Source organism: Lysinibacillus sp. RU7, assembly GCF_057837305.1.
In genome coordinates, this window is the sequence record NZ_JBYQFK010000004.1 from 45,606 (window position 1) to 60,999 (window position 15,394).

Here is a 15,394-nt window from a genome sequence, read left to right on the forward strand (position 1 = left end):
AGTGTTAAGGATTACTTTATTTATAGGAAGGAGCTTTTTAACATGAATCATCATCATCCATTTGGTCCAGAGTACTATACAACAGTATTAGGCTACTCTGTAGTGATCATTATTTGCTTAATGTTCTTCATTCATTATTTACGTGTAGGTTTAGATTCTCACGAGTCAGTACGTATCGATTCAAAAGCTAACGCTCATAAATAATTTGATTCAAAACAGCCATATTTGTGGCTGTTTTTTTAATGACTTTTATATAAATTCGCTTTATATATATCCTTTGTCTTTATTTTTATAATATTTAAACTCATTTTCGCTATTATTATTTGAATTCTCTTTCATTTCAACTAAAATAAGATAAGTGTAAGGAAAGGGGTAACGACATATGTCTTTATTAAACGAAATACTAAGCTTCAATCAATCATTCGTAGAAGAAAAGCAATACGAGCCTTATATTACAACAAAGTATCCAAACAAACGAGTAGTTGTATTATCTTGTATGGACACACGCTTAGTTGAACTACTGCCAAAAGCAATGAATCTTCGTAATGGCGATGTCAAAATTGTCAAAAGTGCAGGGGCTATCGTGAACCATCCATTTGGTGGGATTATGCGTAGTTTACTTGTAGCGGTTTATGAGCTACAAGCAGATGAAGTATACATTATCGGACACTATGACTGTGGGATGAGTGCAGTTGACCCTGATGTGATGATTGGTCATATGCTTGAACGTGGCATTAAACAAGAAACAATCGATACAGTAAACTATTCAGCTGGTGATTTACGTGACTGGTTACGCGGCTTTGGGGATATCGCAACAAGCGTATTAAAAAGTGTAGAGCTTGTGCGTCAGCATCCATTAATGCCTAAAGGAGTGCCTATACACGGACTTATCATCGATCCAGGTACAGGGCGCCTTGATGTAGTAAGTGACGGCAATCAAAATTTATAAAAATCATTTCAATCGAGGACAAAAGGTGTAGGGATAATCCCTACACCTTTTTCTGTAAATACTCTTCTTGTAACATCGCATACATATAATGGTCTACCCACTCCCCATTAATGAATAATAGTTTACGAAGTAGCCCTTCCCTAGTAAATCCAGCTTTTTCTATGACACGAATGGACGATATATTTTCAGGGGCAATATATGCCTCGACCCGATGGAGCTTGAGAGAACCAAAGGCTAATTCCACCACAAGCTTTACCGCTTCCGTTGCAATGCCTCGACCAACAAAATGCTGATCCATCGAATAGCCAATAAATGCGCTTGAATACGGCATACGTTTAATTGCATATAACGAAATATGGCCAATTAATTTTTCAGACTCCTTCTCATAAATGCCAAATGAAAACTCACGGTTTAAAGCAAGTAATTGTAATCCTTCTAGAATCTTTTTATACTGTGCCTCTTCCGTATAGTAATCATCTCGGTGTATAGGCTCATATGTTGACCAAAAGTGCTTATTGTTGTACAAAAGCATTGCTAACTCTCTTGCATCTGACTCCCCAAACGTACGTAAAAAGCATTTCTCCCCGTCCAACTTCACAGACCGATCACCCTTCTTTCGAAACAAGTTGAATAAACTCTTCAACATCTCTCACACAGAGCGCAATGCCCTTCTCCCAAAATTCACGTTTTGTAATATCTTCATTTAAATGCTTCAACGCTAAGTCTTCCACCGTCATAATAGCTGTATCACGAAGCAGTGCTATATATTTCTCTTCAAACGCTGCTCCTTCTTCTTTTGCCTTTGCATAAATACTAAGGGAGAACAAGTAACCAAATGTATATGGGAAGTTATAGAATGGCACACCTGTAATATAAAAATGCATTTTAGATGCCCAAAAATGCGGGTGTGCTTCACCTAGTGCACCTGCAAACGCTTCTCGTTGGGCTTCTTCCATTAATTCGTTCAATCGCTTTGTCGCAACAATTCCTCGCTTACGCTCTTCATAAAAGCGCGTTTCAAACAAGAAGCGTGCATGGATATTCATAAAAAATGCAATCGAACGCTGCAATTTATCTTCGAGTAAGGCGATTTTCTCTTCTGTTGTTGCTGCCTCTTCTACTGCTGCATCTGCAACAATCATCTCAGCAAAAGTAGATGCTGTTTCGGCCACATTCATTGCGTAACGACGGTTTAGTGGATTCACCGGACGTAGTGCATACGTATGGAACGCATGCCCTAGCTCATGTGCTAATGTAGCAACGTTTGACATAGTGCCGGAGTATGTCATAAAAATACGTGATTGTTCTGCCAGTGGGAAGCCCGTACAGAAGCCCCCAGGACGTTTGTTATCACGGTCTTCTGCTTCAACCCATCCATCTTCAAACGCTTGACGTGCGAATGCCTCCAGCTGTGCACCGAACTTTCCGAAATGCTTTAGGATAAATTCTGCACCCTGTTGATACGACACTTTTGTTGTAGAAGACGTCACTGGTGCATCGAAGTTATACCAATCCATCTTCTCCTTCCCAAGCATACTTGCCTTTGTTTTAAGGAATTTTACAAATGGTGCTTTATGATCTGAAATAGCTCCCCACATAGCTTCTAACGTTTCGTTTTTCATCCGGTTAATTTGTAGCGGCTCTTGCAACACTTCATCCCAACCGCGTTTTTTGTATGTCGTTAAACGAAAGCCAGCTAGATGGTTTAATGTTTTAGCGAAAAACTCTTCTTTCTCTGTAAATACTTTTTCAAGCGCATCAAAAGCACTTTTACGTACCGCTTCATTCGGATGTGAACTTAAGTTATTCGCTTGTCCTACAGATAAGTATTTCGTTTCTCCCTCTACATCAACTTCTACTTTAATATCACCAATGAACATATTGTAAAGCTGTCCCCACGAAGAATAGCCATCTACACTTAATTCTGCAATTAATGTTTCTTCTTCCTCCGACAGCTTTTGCTTCGCTTGTTCACGCCACTCCGTTAAAATGAAGGCAAACTCATGTAACAACTCTGAGTGGATTAGTGCATGAAAACGTTGCTCATCCATTTCAGCTAGTAACTGCTGTAAACGAAGAATCACAGGTGAATAGCTTGCTGAAATACTGCTTAATTGACTTGATAATAAAAGCGCCTTCGTATCTTTTATATTTTGAGCCGTTAAACATGAAAGCATGCCACCCGCATGAGAAATATGCATTAATGTGTCTGCAATTTGCGCTAAAACTTCTTTTAATTGTTGCTCATTAACATCTATTGTTAACGCAGTTATTTGTTTTTTTGTTGCTTCCACTTTATGTGGTAGTTGTTCTATAAATGCTTGGAAGGCTGGTGACTCACTGCCCCCTTCAAAAAACACATCTAAATTCCATACTTCTGGATAGTTTATTGTTGCCATTGTACTCCCCCTCATTATTCAGAAAATAATTTCCAAATAGCATTCAATTAGAAAAACATAACTCGCGCTACAAGGGCGCGAGTTGATGTCTTTTTAATTAAATATACTTTCCACCGAAAATTCAGATAAAATAGTTCACACTATTTTATCCGAATCCCGAAATATTAAATCTATTATATGTTATTTTCGTTTCTTTTTCGATTTATTTTTTCTCACCGATTTTACTTTTTTTACATCTTCTTCTAAGCTAGCGGCAACTTCTTTTTCAGCTTGTGCTAACTCCGCCAATGCTTTTTTCTCTTCTTGTTCAAAAACAGTAGGAATTTCAAGGCCTCGTCGTTTCGCTTCTTGTTGAATATGTGCTAACGTTTTTTCTAATACTTTTATTCGCGCATATTGCTTATTGTTCCCCTCTACGAGAATCCAAGGGGCATGTTTCGAGTCTGTTTTCTCAAACATCTCATTTGCAGCCACGGCATAATCATCAAATTTGTCACGATTTCGCCAATCTTCTTCTGTTAACTTCCACGATTTATATGGATCTTCAGCACGTGCTTCAAAACGTTTTAACTGTTCCTCTTTATCGATATGAATCCAGAATTTCAACAAAATGTACTCACCATTTGTTAATAGACGCTCAAAGTCATTAATCTCCTCATAAGCACGTGTCCATTCTTCTTCCGTCGCAAATCCTTCTAAACGCTCGACTAATACACGTCCATACCATGAGCGGTCAAAAATAGCGATTTGTCCATGTTGAGGTAACTTACGCCAAAATCGTTGCATGTAGTTATACCGTTTTTCATGTGGTTGTGGGGCAGAAATGGGATGTACAATATAACCGCGCGGATCGATACGTTCTGTTAACCGTTTAATCGCGCCTCCTTTACCGGCAGCATCCATTCCTTCAAAAGCTAAAATTAATCCAATTTTATTGTTGAATAAAAACTGCTGTACGTTTAATATTTCATATTGGAGTACTTTTAACTTTTTCTTATATACTACTTTATCTAGTTCTAACGACAGGTCTAACTCTTCAAGCTTTTGCATGGAACCACTCCTTTTACTATACTATCTCTATTGTAAACTAAAATGGTTTTAAATGGTATTTGTTGTTGCAAAGTAGCAAAATGTATATAATTCTAACGGAAGGAGAGGAATTTATGGGGCGTATTCTATTACTTTTTATTGCAACTATTGTTTTATCAATATACTCAATGATTGCGTTTTGGATTGGGATAAATGATCTAACAACAATTCATTCAATCAAGCGGCTACCACTTTTATTTTCTCCTGCCAGCTTTGTTTATTTATTTACATTCGTCTTATACGCTAGTCTTTTCGTTTATGTGTGGCAAGCTTACCAAAACCGCCAAACCATCTTCGTCACTACTAGATTACAAACACTTTTATTTGTACTAGCTTGCCTATTACAAATTGCCTTTTTCTATACATGGCATCAAGATTATTATATCACTGCATTTATATTGCTTATGCTACAACTCCTCTCTTTATTCGGTTTACATATGACGTATCCGTTTCATAGAGAATATATAAGCTTACGTATTCCAATTGCTATGTGGTTAGGTTGGAATTTATTTTTCACCTTGATCGTCATTAGCTACCTTACGATTTACTACGAGTGGCATGGATTGGGGTTAAGCAATGCCCTATGGGTTGTCATTTTGTTAACAGCGGGGGCAGCGACTGCTCTCCACCTTCGTTACCATCATTTTGACCGCATCATACCTAGTATTTTTATTTTAGGTTATATAGGCATTGCTGTAGCAAATGGTTTCACCGAGCTATTTGTATCAACTGCTGCACTATTTTTATGTGGGGTCATGGTTGTTGGCATTTTGTTTATGGAAAAGAAAAAGAAAACTGCTGAAGGGAGTTAATGCCTTCGCAGTTTTCTTTGCTTTTAGTTAGTCTTCTAATGTCGTTAAAATAATCGGTTTATCTTTTGTGATAACGATAGAATGTTCGATTTGAGCAACTAACGATTGATCTGGCGTAATAAACGTCCAGCCATCACCTGCTTCGACAATATGCTCTGCCTTTGCCGAGATGAACGGCTCTACTGCTAACACCATGCCTTCTTTCATGATCGTTGTATCCCATGCATCATAGTAGTTTAAAATATGGTCTGGCGCTTCATGAAGAGACTTCCCTAAACCATGTCCTGTTAAATTCATAATCACCGTTAAGCCGTGATCGCGCGCTTCACGTTCTACCGCTTTCCCGATTTGGTTTAATTTTGAACCCGCTTTTACTTTTGTCATCGCACGTTCAAATGCTGATTTTGCTACAGCACAAAGCTTTTCTTTCTCTTCATAGCCTTCCCCTACAACAAATGAAATACCCGTATCAGCGAAATAGCCGTTCCATGAACCTGAAACATCAATATTCACTAAATCGCCTTCTTGAATCACTTTATCACCTGGAATACCGTGTGCTACTTCATGATTTACTGAAATACATGTAAATCCTGGGAAGTCATATTCACCTTTAGGGCCCGAAATGGCATCTGCTTCTTCAAACATGCGACCTGCTATTTCGTCTAGTTCCCGTGTTGTAACACCTGGTTTTGTGGCAGCTTTCATTGCTTCACGAATTTCAGCTACAATGCGACCAATCTTTTTAAACGCATCTAATTCTTCCTGTGTCTTAATAATCATGCTCAAATCCCTCTCTTAATTAAAAATGTCCTTTACTACTATATCATATGGAAATGTACGTCACATACTAGAGTTCCTTGACCATTATATAGTCTGTACACGCTTCATCTGCAAACATAAAAATATGCTCGCCTTGACGAGTAAATCCCATCCTTTTGTAAAAGGCTAATGCCTGTTCATTTTTCTCCCATACACCAAGCCAAATACGTTTCTTCCCTTTTTGACACGCCATTTGCATCACTTCCTCGATTAACCGGCGACCTAAGCCACGACCTTGAAACTGATTTTGAATATAAATACGCTCCACTTCTAATGCATCTTCCGCCACATCATCCGTTTGTGCATCGTCCGTATTCAGCTTTATATAACCTGCTATTTCTCCGTCCAATACAGCAAAATAAAATTCGCTATAAGGATGAGCTAACTCTTTCAATAAAACTTCTTCTGTAAAGGCTTTAGCCGTATGTACCTGTACCGTCTCCATTGTAGAAAGTATGCTATATGTTTCCATATATGTATCGATGCTCAATTTTGATAATTGGGCACAATCGTGTGCTGTGCATTTCATCAGTTCCATAAAAATCACTCCAATTAAAAAGACATGCTATCTTTAGCATGCCTTAAAATAATGCCTGTTTCAATCATTTTAAGTATGATATATAAACCAGCATTTCTCCTTTTTTTCGCTGTTTTTGTACTTAAAGTATAAAAATTCATGAAACTTCCATACACTTGGTACGTACATAAGATAATAAAAAAATTTTAGAAGGGAATAAGTTGATGGATAATAGCAAAGGACTAAGTGCATTAAATTATTTCAGTATATTTTTTGCTCCATTTATCGTACCGATTATTATTTATTTCGTCAGTGCTGATGCGGAGGTCAAACGCCATGCAATCCGTGCATTATTATCACATGTCATTCCTGTTATTCTTGGGGTTGTATTAGTCGTTATACCGTTCGTTATAGGAATCTTTAGTTCTCAGATGAACGGGGATGTATTGTTTACTACTTGGATTCTTCTCATTTTAGGTTATGGCCTACTGTATTTAATCGTCATCATTTGGAATGTCGTTCAAGGGATTAAAGTGCTTCGCTCATAAAGTTTATATCTTCTCCTTGTTATGGACATATAAAAGAAGAACATACTAGTCGTAATCATAGTACTCCAAGGAGGTCAATATACGTGAAAGTAAAAGACATGTTAAAGGCAGCTATCAAACTGGCACCTGTTTTATATCCAGTTGTTAAACAAATACTCGTAAATAAAAAAGGAATGCGCTCCTCATCTACACGACGTCGATAATAAAACAGGGCATTCTTTACATGAATGCCCTCATATTGTGAATACGTCCTTGTAGACGGCGTTGCTTGCTTCACTCATTTTGTAGATGGGCAGAGCATTTGTTACTTGTAAGTGACAATTTTAATTTTTTCTAATCACATTTAGATTCCAATGTACACTTTTCTTATTTACTATTTCAATGTAATCTTCGTATAACTATACCCTTCTTTTTGCTTCATAACTTCTAGAACAGCAGGCATAGCATCTTTTAGTTCTGCTACGTGTGAAATGACGCCGACCATACGTCCCGATTTTTGTAATTCAATTAATGTATCGATGGCCCGTATTAACGATTCTTCATCAAGTGAACCAAACCCTTCATCGATAAACATCGTATCAATACGCACATTGCCACGGAAACTTTGAATGACGTCTGCCATACCAAGTGCTAAGCAAAGAGAGGCATTAAATTTCTCTCCACCTGATAGCGTTTTAACATCACGTGCTTGCCCTGTGTAGCTATCATACACATCTAAACTTAAACCACTTTGACGTCCATGGGCTTCTTGTCGATCTGAGCATTTTAGGCGGAATTGTCCGTTCGATAAACGCTCTAAACGAATATTAGCCGCTTCTGTAATCTGTTCTAAATACCCCATTTGTACGTAGCGTTCAAATGAAATACGAGGCTCATTTTTACCGCGCAATACATCATATAGTTGCACAATTTCACCTGAAATTCGTTCAAGCTGATCGATTTCCTCTGCTACAGCAGTCAACTTTTTTGCATAATAATTGCAGTGCGTTGCATATTCCCTTGTTTTATTTAATACATTAAACGCTTGCTCGTATGTCTCTTTTAATGTGACGAGTTGTGCTCGCATAGCTGCTACATCCACTCGTTCTTTCCCTTGTAATGCTTGTTCTTCTGCTTGTACAAATTCTGTTAATGTATGATACTCTTTTGTGAACTGCAAATATTGCTGTTGCAATGTCGCCATCTGTATATCTGTGCGTAACGCTAATTTGAACGCTTCTTCATTAGCAAATGTAGCTTGAGCAATCGCTTCTTGTAATCTCATTTGATCATCAGCCAGCTTTTTCGTTAAGTCCATTTTACGTTCGTCTGTATGCTTAATTGCTTCTTGTACTTTTACGACATTTGTATGGGCTAATTCGTAGTGTTGTTCTGCCTCTTTTAGCGCTTTCTGTAGCAGTTGCAATTCTTTTTCTATTTTTTCATAGGCTATATTTACTTGTGTCAGTGTTTGGAGCTCAGAAGGGATTGTACGCTGTTTCTCCATTAAAATCGTTTGTTGTTGCAGTAAAGTACGTTGCGCTTCTTCATGCTTCGTACGTAACTGAGCAAGCTCGTTTTCACATTGCTCCATCCCTTGCGTTGTCTGCTTTACTTGTGTTTTTAATTGGGCAAGCTCTTCATTTTTGCGCTGTAACACTTGCAGTGCATCGACTGTTGCTAAGTACTGCTCTTTATACATCGTCTCTTTTGTTACATCAACACCTGATTCCATTAGCTCTTTCTGTAAATCATCGAACTGAAATCTAGCAGCTTCAAGTTTTCCGCTAATAATCGATTGCTGTTGTTGAGCAGCCACTACTGCCTCTTTTGCTTGTTGCAATGCCGATTTATCAATTGCTTCCGTATCATTTATACATAAATTGGGGTGCTCTATACTGCCACAAACTGGACAGGCCTCTCCTGGAACAAGCGTTAAAGCTAATTCATACGCACGGTTGTGAATCCACTTTTGCTCCTGCTCCTCATATGATCGACTGACGGCTTCATAGTGAGCAGTTACTGTTTCTATATCAGCTTGTAAGCGTTGAATATTCTCATGTGCTTTATTTAATTTTGTAAACACATTTGTAATTTCTTTCAGCTGCTGTTCTCTAGCAAGTGTTTCCGGGATTTCAGCTACCTGTTTCTCTATCGCTTCCATCATTTCAGCATATGCGGCTAATGTGCCTTTGTGTTTTTCATAAAGCGCCTTCACGTTCGTCATTTCTTCATTTAACTGTTCAACATTTCTTTGTAATGTCGGTATCTTTTTGACGAGTATATCTACCTCTTCATAAATAGGCTTTATGTTTTCCAGTACATTCATGTCATTGATTCGTTTTGTACGCTCAGGCTCACGGGCTTGTTCCATTTTTAAATTATGATTTGCCTGTGCGAATGCTGCTTCCAATTGCTGACGTTGCCACTCATAGCCTTCTAGCTTTTCCGTTGCATCGGCTAGCTCTTTTTCCGTTGTACCGTACGTATTATAAAGTGGTAAAATGCTAGAAGCTTTTACAGCGGCTTCGTACTCTCTTTTCTTTTCTTCAAATAACGGGCGTTCATTTTCCTTTTGTGCTAATTGCATTTGCTTTGTTTGTAACACATGAATCCGCTCATTTAGCTGTTCACTTTCAATGCATTTCTCTTGCATCTCATTGTGTGCTTGAAAGCTTTGTAAATAATGTGTTTCATCTACTATTGCCTTTTGTTCATAATAAAGCTTTTCTTCTTCAAGAGCTTGTAAAATTTGATAAACATTCGCCTGATTTTGCAGACGCTCAAACAATAAAGAATGACGAGATGGAAGTGCCCCTGCAATTTGCTCAATATATTGATTGCGCATCGCTTTTGCCATTTTTGCTTGCGTTTCTGCTGCTTGCTTTTTATCCTCTAACTTTTTAGCAATTTCACCATAGTGTTCCGTTTTAAAAATTTTACGTAAAATAGCTTCTTTATTTTCCGTTTGAGAAGTAAGCAATTTACGAAATTCGCCTTGTGGAAGCATAATAATTTGGTTAAATTGGTCGTATGTTAAACCGATGATTTCTTCTATTTTTGCATTAATTTCTTTCGCTTTTTGCCGCTCCACTATTTTCAGGGCTTCGCCATTTGGGCCCATTTCAAAAAATGCATACTCTTCCCCAGTTGCTGTTTTACGCCCTTTTTTCACATGGGAAAGCTGCCTAAATACGCGATATGTCCGTCCTTTTACTTCAAATAAAAGCTCCACGGCCGTATGCACGTGATCCTCTGCAAATTGACTGCGCATCGATTTGTGATCTTTACGATCCGAACCACTCCCACTACCGTATAGCGCAAATGCAATGCCATCAAAAATGGTTGTTTTTCCCGCACCTGTTTTCCCTGAAATAACAAATAACCGATGATTTTCAAGCTTTGTAAAATCGATAACTTCTTCCCCTTTGTATGGGCCGAATGCACGCATCATTAATTTAAGTGGCTTCATTTCACAGCAACCTCCTGACTTTCACGTTTTTCAGCAAGTAGTTCTGCTAACGCCTCTGTAAATAATTGCTGCATCATTTCACTCGGTTCCTGCTTTGTCACTTCTTCATAAAACGCTTTAAATAATGTGAAATCATCTAATTTTTCTCGTTTGATAGTTTCTTTTTCCTCTTGTGTAGCTAGATGCATCGTTTTCCGTTCTACATGCATCGCATTTTTATACACTGTTCGAATTTGTTCCATCGCATTCACTACTGGTGTCGGTTCTGTTAAACGAACAAATACATAGTCGTCACTTTCAGGATGACGTAAAATTTGTTGCATGTCCCCTTCCACAATACGTAACTCTCTTCGTGGCGTAAGCTTGCGTTTTTCTACTTGAACAGAGCCGTCTGCCGCTAAATCTACAATATAAAAACCTTTTTCATGTTGCGCTTCTGATAGTGAATACTTTAACGGCGAACCGGCGTAGCGAATCGTTTCATTTAAAACATAGTGAGCTTTATGTAAATGCCCTAATGCTGTATAGTGAAATGGCTCAAAATGCTCTGCACTCACACATTCAGATCCGCCAATAGCAAGGGGGCGCTCTGAATCACTTGTATTGGCTGATTGTTCTCCGTATGGTGTGATAAACGCATGCGCTATTGCAATATGACGAACTCCCCGTTTCATATCTTTTTTTATATGCTTAATAATAGCTTGCATAGCATCATCGCAAGTTGCTATCGAATCATCCGTAAACAATTGTCGTACAATGCTTGGCTCAGCAAATGGAATAAGATGAAAATGGACCTCCCCATGCTCGTCCGCTAATACAACAGGCTTTAAGTCGGCTCTCATCTCACCTGCTAAATAAAGCCCTGATTCTTTCATTAGTTTACTCCCAAACTGCAAGCGAGTCGGGCTATCATGGTTACCAGCAATCGCGATAACGGGAATACCGCGTTTAAGTACAATGTCAGCAAATGTATCATCGAGTAAATCCACGGCATCAACAGGAGGAATTGCCCGATCATATAAGTCCCCTGCGACAATAATGACATCTGGCTTTTCTACATCAATTGCTTCTATAAACTGATTTAAAATATAGCGCTGATCTTCTGTCATATAGACGCCTTGCACAAGCTTTCCTAAATGCCAGTCTGCTGTATGAAAAATTTTCATTCTACCGCCTCCTTATAAATTATCCATATATTCTTACTATTGCATTAAATATACTACATCAATACACAAAAATCAAACATACGTTCTAATTTTGGTAATAAAAACACTTCAGGCAAGTGTCCTAAGATGTTTATTATATTAGTAATTCAGGGGACATTTCACCCTTTGTAATAGATAGCTTTCATAGGATAACATGATATTGTATTAAAAAAGACCCTTTCCCTACAGAAAGAGTCGCTTAAATCGGTCGTAGCCATAGTACACCACGTATTGTTCAATCGGCTTTACCGCTACTTGTTCTTCGATTGTCTGCTGTTGCTGTTGTTGCATTTGTAAAATTTCTTGGAATGTGAGTGGGTTAGGTTCAGGAATTTGAGCCGCACTTATTGGCATGACACCTAGCTTCTCTAAAAAAGCATTCGCCATCACCCGATATCCTTCCATATTCGGGTGTACGTCTGCTACATTTGGTAAATAGCGACTTGCCTCATCACCGAACGATACGTCCACAAACTGCGCATCATACGCACTAGCGACAGTTGCTAAAATGTCATTTAGCAGACGTAGCTGTTGTTTTACCCCTACCGCTTGTTCGGCATGGACACTGACGTAAGGAAAATAATACCCCATGACATACACATCTGCATTTGGTGCTACTTCATTTACATACTTTAATAGCTCTATATAATCTTCGCGCGCTTTATTTAATGCAAAATTAACAGAGAGCTGCGAAAAGCTCATTGTGCCGTTTTGTGGATTGTGCGCCACAAGAGGCAATAAGTTATTCGCACCAGCTGAAATGGTGATGATTGTCGCATTACGTAAAAGCGCATCCGCTTCTTCTGTTTGTACCCGCTCTAATACATCCCCTACCGAGTAGCCAGGAAATGCTAGCTGTTTTGTAAATGACTGGAGTTGACCAGTGCGCATGAGTTGCATCGCGATGAAATCGGTATATCCTGCATCAATTTCTGAATACGGCGTTTGTCCTGCTGCCAGGGAATCACCGAGTGCGACGTAGATTTCTTTCGCGGAAGCACTCGATGTAAACAGAAAAGATGCAAGGAGACATATAAACAGTTTTTTCACCTTACATCTCTCCTATTCCATATTATTTTTTTAAAATGCCCAGTTGCCTTGACGGAAAATCGGCTCCATTGTACCGTCCGCTAACTCACCATCGATATCCATTTCTCCGCTACCAATCATGAAATCTTCATGTGTAATCGATGTATTAATGCCTAGTGCTTCAAGCTGCCCTTGCCCTAGCTCACGTCCACCTTCATAACAAGTTGGATAGGCTTCACCGATCGCTAAATGGTTGGATGCATTTTCATCAAATAGTGTGTTGTAATATAAAATATTAGATGAAGAAATAGGCGATTCATGTGGTACAAGTGCTACTTCGCCTAAATAACTTGATCCTCCATCGGTCGTAATGAGCTGTTGTAGTAAGTCATTGCCTACTTCTGCATGTGCCTTAACAATTTTCCCTTTTTCAAATGTTAATGTGAACTGGTCAATAATATTGCCTTTGTAGGCAAGTGGTTTTGTATTCGACACAGTGCCATTCACACCGTATTTCGCTGGCATTGTGTATACTTCTTCCGTTGGCATATTCGCAATGAATGTGGTCCCTTGTGGCGTTTTGCTACCACCTGTTAACCATAAATGTTTTTCCGGAAGCTCAATTGTTACATTTGTACCTGGTGCCTTATAGTGAAGCTTTTTATATCGCTTTTTATTCAGCTCAGCTGCACGTTGTTCTAAATTTTCGACATGCTTACGCCATGCTTCTACAGCATTCCCTTCACCGATACGAACGGTTTTGAAAATAGCATCCCATAATGCATCTACTTGCTCGTTTTCCGGTAAATGTGGAAATACTTTTGCCGCCCATTTGGCAGAAGGAACGGCAATAATCGACCAAGCGATATCATCGTTCATGACTGCCTTTCGGTAATTTACAAGTGCTGCACCTGCTGCTTTTTGCTGGGTAGCAATTTTCTCTACTTCGATTCCAGCAAGTAAATCCGGGTCTGCTGCATCAATCCATAACAGTGCCCCGCCACGTTCGATTAATTCTTCACGCTGTGCCACAATCCATTTTGGAAACTTTTCAAGCTCCTCAACGGTTGTATGTTCAAAAAAGGCACGTTCAAAAACAGCATCTGTTAAGTTAACATGGACACGTCCTGCACCGGCTTCGTATGCCTTTTTGACAACCTCTCTTGTAAATTCTAATGTATCCGTAGAAGTATTAATTAAAAGGTATTGCCCTTGTTGAATATTGACGCCTACTTTCACAGCTAATTCTGCAAATGCCGCTAACTTTTCTCCAAAAGTCATATCCTATTTCTCCTTTTTAAATACTCTTTTTGATCTCCCACTTTTTGATTGATACGGTTTCTTGTTGTCTTTTTGTGGTGCGTTTTCGATTGTCTTCGCGTTCCCTTCGATTAATTCACCTTGCGTCCAAATTTTTTGAACCGGTTTGACTGGGATTTCACGTGTCCATTTTTTATATGTTTTTTCATCTTTATAGGACAGCAGCGTTAACACTTCTCCGTCGGCCCCTGCACGCCCTGTACGGCCTGAGCGGTGTAAATATTGCTCAATCGTACGTGGTACATCAACATGAATAACATGTGTCAGACCAGCGATATCTAAACCACGCGCTGCAATATCTGTTGCGATTAAAATACGTGCCTCTCCTTTACGGAAAGCATCTAGCGCTTTTTTACGCTCTTCTTTTTTCATATCGGAATGCAGCGTCACAATCGGTGCTTCCTTGTATTTTAATTTTGTTTCTTTCATTAATACTTGGTCGATATTGTTCACGAACGCTAAGCCGCGCAATCCTTCAATGTTGGCTAAACGACGTAATAAATCCGTTTTATCACGCTCTTCTACCTTAACAAAGGAATGAATGACTTTGCCGACCTTTAGCATATCTTCTGGCTTAATTTTAATGCGTACTGGCTCGAACATCATGCGCTCTGCCACAATTTCAATTTCTTCTGTAATCGTAGCCGATACGACAACAATTTGGCGTCCCCATGCAGCACCATCGATAAATGATTTCACGACAACTCGGTACTCACGGCTAAGTAGCTGATCACACTCATCCAGTACAACCGTTTCGATTTCTTTTAGCTTGAGCTTTCCTGCACGGGCTAGTTCATTTAAACGCCCCGGTGTCCCTACTACAATCGTCGGCTTTTTCTTTAACTTTTCAATTTGACGTGCTGAGTTTGCACCGCCGATTAATTGTTGTACGGTAATATCCGTCCCCTCTGTCCACTCGCGAATCACTTCGACAATTTGCATCGCCAGTTCCTGTGAAGGGGCAACGATTAATGCCTGTGTTTGTTTTTTCGTACCATCTACTTTATTTAAAATGGGTAATACATAAGCAAGTGTTTTTCCTGAGCCTGTCGGTGATTCTGCGACGATATCTTTCCCATTAAGCATCGCTGGAATCATTTCTTGCTGAATCTTCATCTCTGATTCGAATGACCATTTTTTTTGCCATGTTTCGTTTAATAATTGTATAGCTGACATTGTTTTTACCTACCTCTTTTATACTTGCCTTTAGTGTACCATATAAACGAATAAAAAGACCTGTCTCAAACGACAGGTCT

General features: G+C 39.0%; 15 protein-coding genes. 5 read left to right on the top strand and 10 right to left on the bottom strand.

What is annotated here, in order from left to right; genetic code table 11:
* The first annotated feature begins 42 nt into the window (after positions 1-42).
* Positions 43-204 (top strand): hypothetical protein, encoded by a 162-nt coding sequence (locus AC3II9_RS04225; RefSeq protein ID WP_391375431.1) that lies wholly within the window; start codon positions 43-45, stop codon positions 202-204.
* 178 nt (positions 205-382) lie between these two features.
* The gene (locus tag AC3II9_RS04230) at positions 383-949 is read left to right on the top strand and encodes a beta-class carbonic anhydrase (RefSeq protein ID WP_489153401.1); all 567 of its coding nucleotides are present in this window, start codon (positions 383-385) and stop codon (positions 947-949) included.
* Between the two features lie 40 nt (positions 950-989).
* On the opposite strand, the gene AC3II9_RS04235 is transcribed toward AC3II9_RS04230, so the two are convergent.
* The 3 genes from AC3II9_RS04235 to AC3II9_RS04245 form a co-directional block, all read right to left on the bottom strand.
* Positions 990-1,595 (bottom strand): GNAT family N-acetyltransferase, encoded by a 606-nt coding sequence (locus tag AC3II9_RS04235; RefSeq protein ID WP_489153403.1) that lies wholly within the window; start codon positions 1,593-1,595, stop codon positions 990-992.
* Complete coding sequence (locus tag AC3II9_RS04240; protein WP_489153405.1) at positions 1,555-3,348, bottom strand: M3 family oligoendopeptidase; 1,794 nt, start codon at positions 3,346-3,348, stop codon at positions 1,555-1,557. Before AC3II9_RS04240 ends, AC3II9_RS04235 begins: the two co-directional genes overlap by 41 nt.
* A 180-nt stretch (positions 3,349-3,528) precedes the next feature.
* A complete protein-coding gene (locus AC3II9_RS04245) occupies positions 3,529-4,398 on the bottom strand; it encodes a polyphosphate kinase 2 family protein (RefSeq protein WP_489153407.1) in 870 nt (289 codons plus the stop codon).
* A 113-nt stretch (positions 4,399-4,511) separates the two neighbouring features.
* Between AC3II9_RS04245 and AC3II9_RS04250 the strand changes: the two genes are divergently transcribed.
* The gene (locus AC3II9_RS04250; protein ID WP_489153409.1) at positions 4,512-5,249 is read left to right on the top strand and encodes a tryptophan-rich sensory protein; all 738 of its coding nucleotides are present in this window, start codon (positions 4,512-4,514) and stop codon (positions 5,247-5,249) included.
* A 27-nt stretch (positions 5,250-5,276) separates the two neighbouring features.
* On the opposite strand, the gene map is transcribed toward AC3II9_RS04250, so the two are convergent.
* Together map and AC3II9_RS04260 are read right to left on the bottom strand one after the other, a co-directional pair.
* A complete protein-coding gene (gene map, locus AC3II9_RS04255; protein WP_489153411.1) occupies positions 5,277-6,029 on the bottom strand; it encodes a type I methionyl aminopeptidase in 753 nt (250 codons plus the stop codon).
* A 67-nt stretch (positions 6,030-6,096) separates the two neighbouring features.
* Positions 6,097-6,606, bottom strand: coding sequence for a GNAT family N-acetyltransferase (locus AC3II9_RS04260; RefSeq protein WP_489153412.1), 510 nt, complete (start codon positions 6,604-6,606; stop codon positions 6,097-6,099).
* A 203-nt stretch (positions 6,607-6,809) separates the two neighbouring features.
* On the opposite strand from AC3II9_RS04260, the gene AC3II9_RS04265 reads away from it, so the two are divergent.
* Positions 6,810-7,133: a magnetosome magnetite crystal formation protein family gene (locus AC3II9_RS04265; RefSeq protein WP_489153414.1), complete on the top strand. Its 324-nt coding sequence runs from the start codon at positions 6,810-6,812 to the stop codon at positions 7,131-7,133.
* An 83-nt stretch (positions 7,134-7,216) separates the two neighbouring features.
* On the top strand, positions 7,217-7,336 hold the full coding sequence (locus AC3II9_RS04270; RefSeq protein WP_489153415.1) for a hypothetical protein: 120 nt from the start codon (positions 7,217-7,219) through the stop codon (positions 7,334-7,336).
* 170 nt (positions 7,337-7,506) lie between these two features.
* Here AC3II9_RS04270 and AC3II9_RS04275 read toward each other — a convergent pair whose 3' ends face one another.
* From AC3II9_RS04275 to AC3II9_RS04295, 5 genes are all read right to left on the bottom strand, one after another.
* Complete coding sequence (locus AC3II9_RS04275; protein WP_489153417.1) at positions 7,507-10,584, bottom strand: AAA family ATPase; 3,078 nt, start codon at positions 10,582-10,584, stop codon at positions 7,507-7,509.
* Positions 10,581-11,750 (bottom strand): exonuclease SbcCD subunit D, encoded by a 1,170-nt coding sequence (locus tag AC3II9_RS04280; RefSeq protein WP_489153419.1) that lies wholly within the window; start codon positions 11,748-11,750, stop codon positions 10,581-10,583. The genes AC3II9_RS04275 and AC3II9_RS04280 overlap by 4 nt, the downstream gene beginning before the upstream one ends.
* Before the next feature lie 222 nt (positions 11,751-11,972).
* On the bottom strand, positions 11,973-12,839 hold the full coding sequence (locus AC3II9_RS04285; RefSeq protein WP_489153421.1) for an SGNH/GDSL hydrolase family protein: 867 nt from the start codon (positions 12,837-12,839) through the stop codon (positions 11,973-11,975).
* Between the two features lie 30 nt (positions 12,840-12,869).
* Positions 12,870-14,099, bottom strand: a complete 1,230-nt coding sequence (locus tag AC3II9_RS04290) for an aminopeptidase (protein WP_489153423.1) — start codon at positions 14,097-14,099, stop codon at positions 12,870-12,872.
* Between the two features lie 3 nt (positions 14,100-14,102).
* Positions 14,103-15,314 carry a DEAD/DEAH box helicase gene (locus AC3II9_RS04295; RefSeq protein WP_489153425.1) on the bottom strand — a complete coding sequence of 404 codons (1,212 nt, stop codon included), beginning with the start codon at positions 15,312-15,314 and terminating at the stop codon, positions 14,103-14,105.
* Between the last annotated feature and the right edge of the window lie 80 nt (positions 15,315-15,394).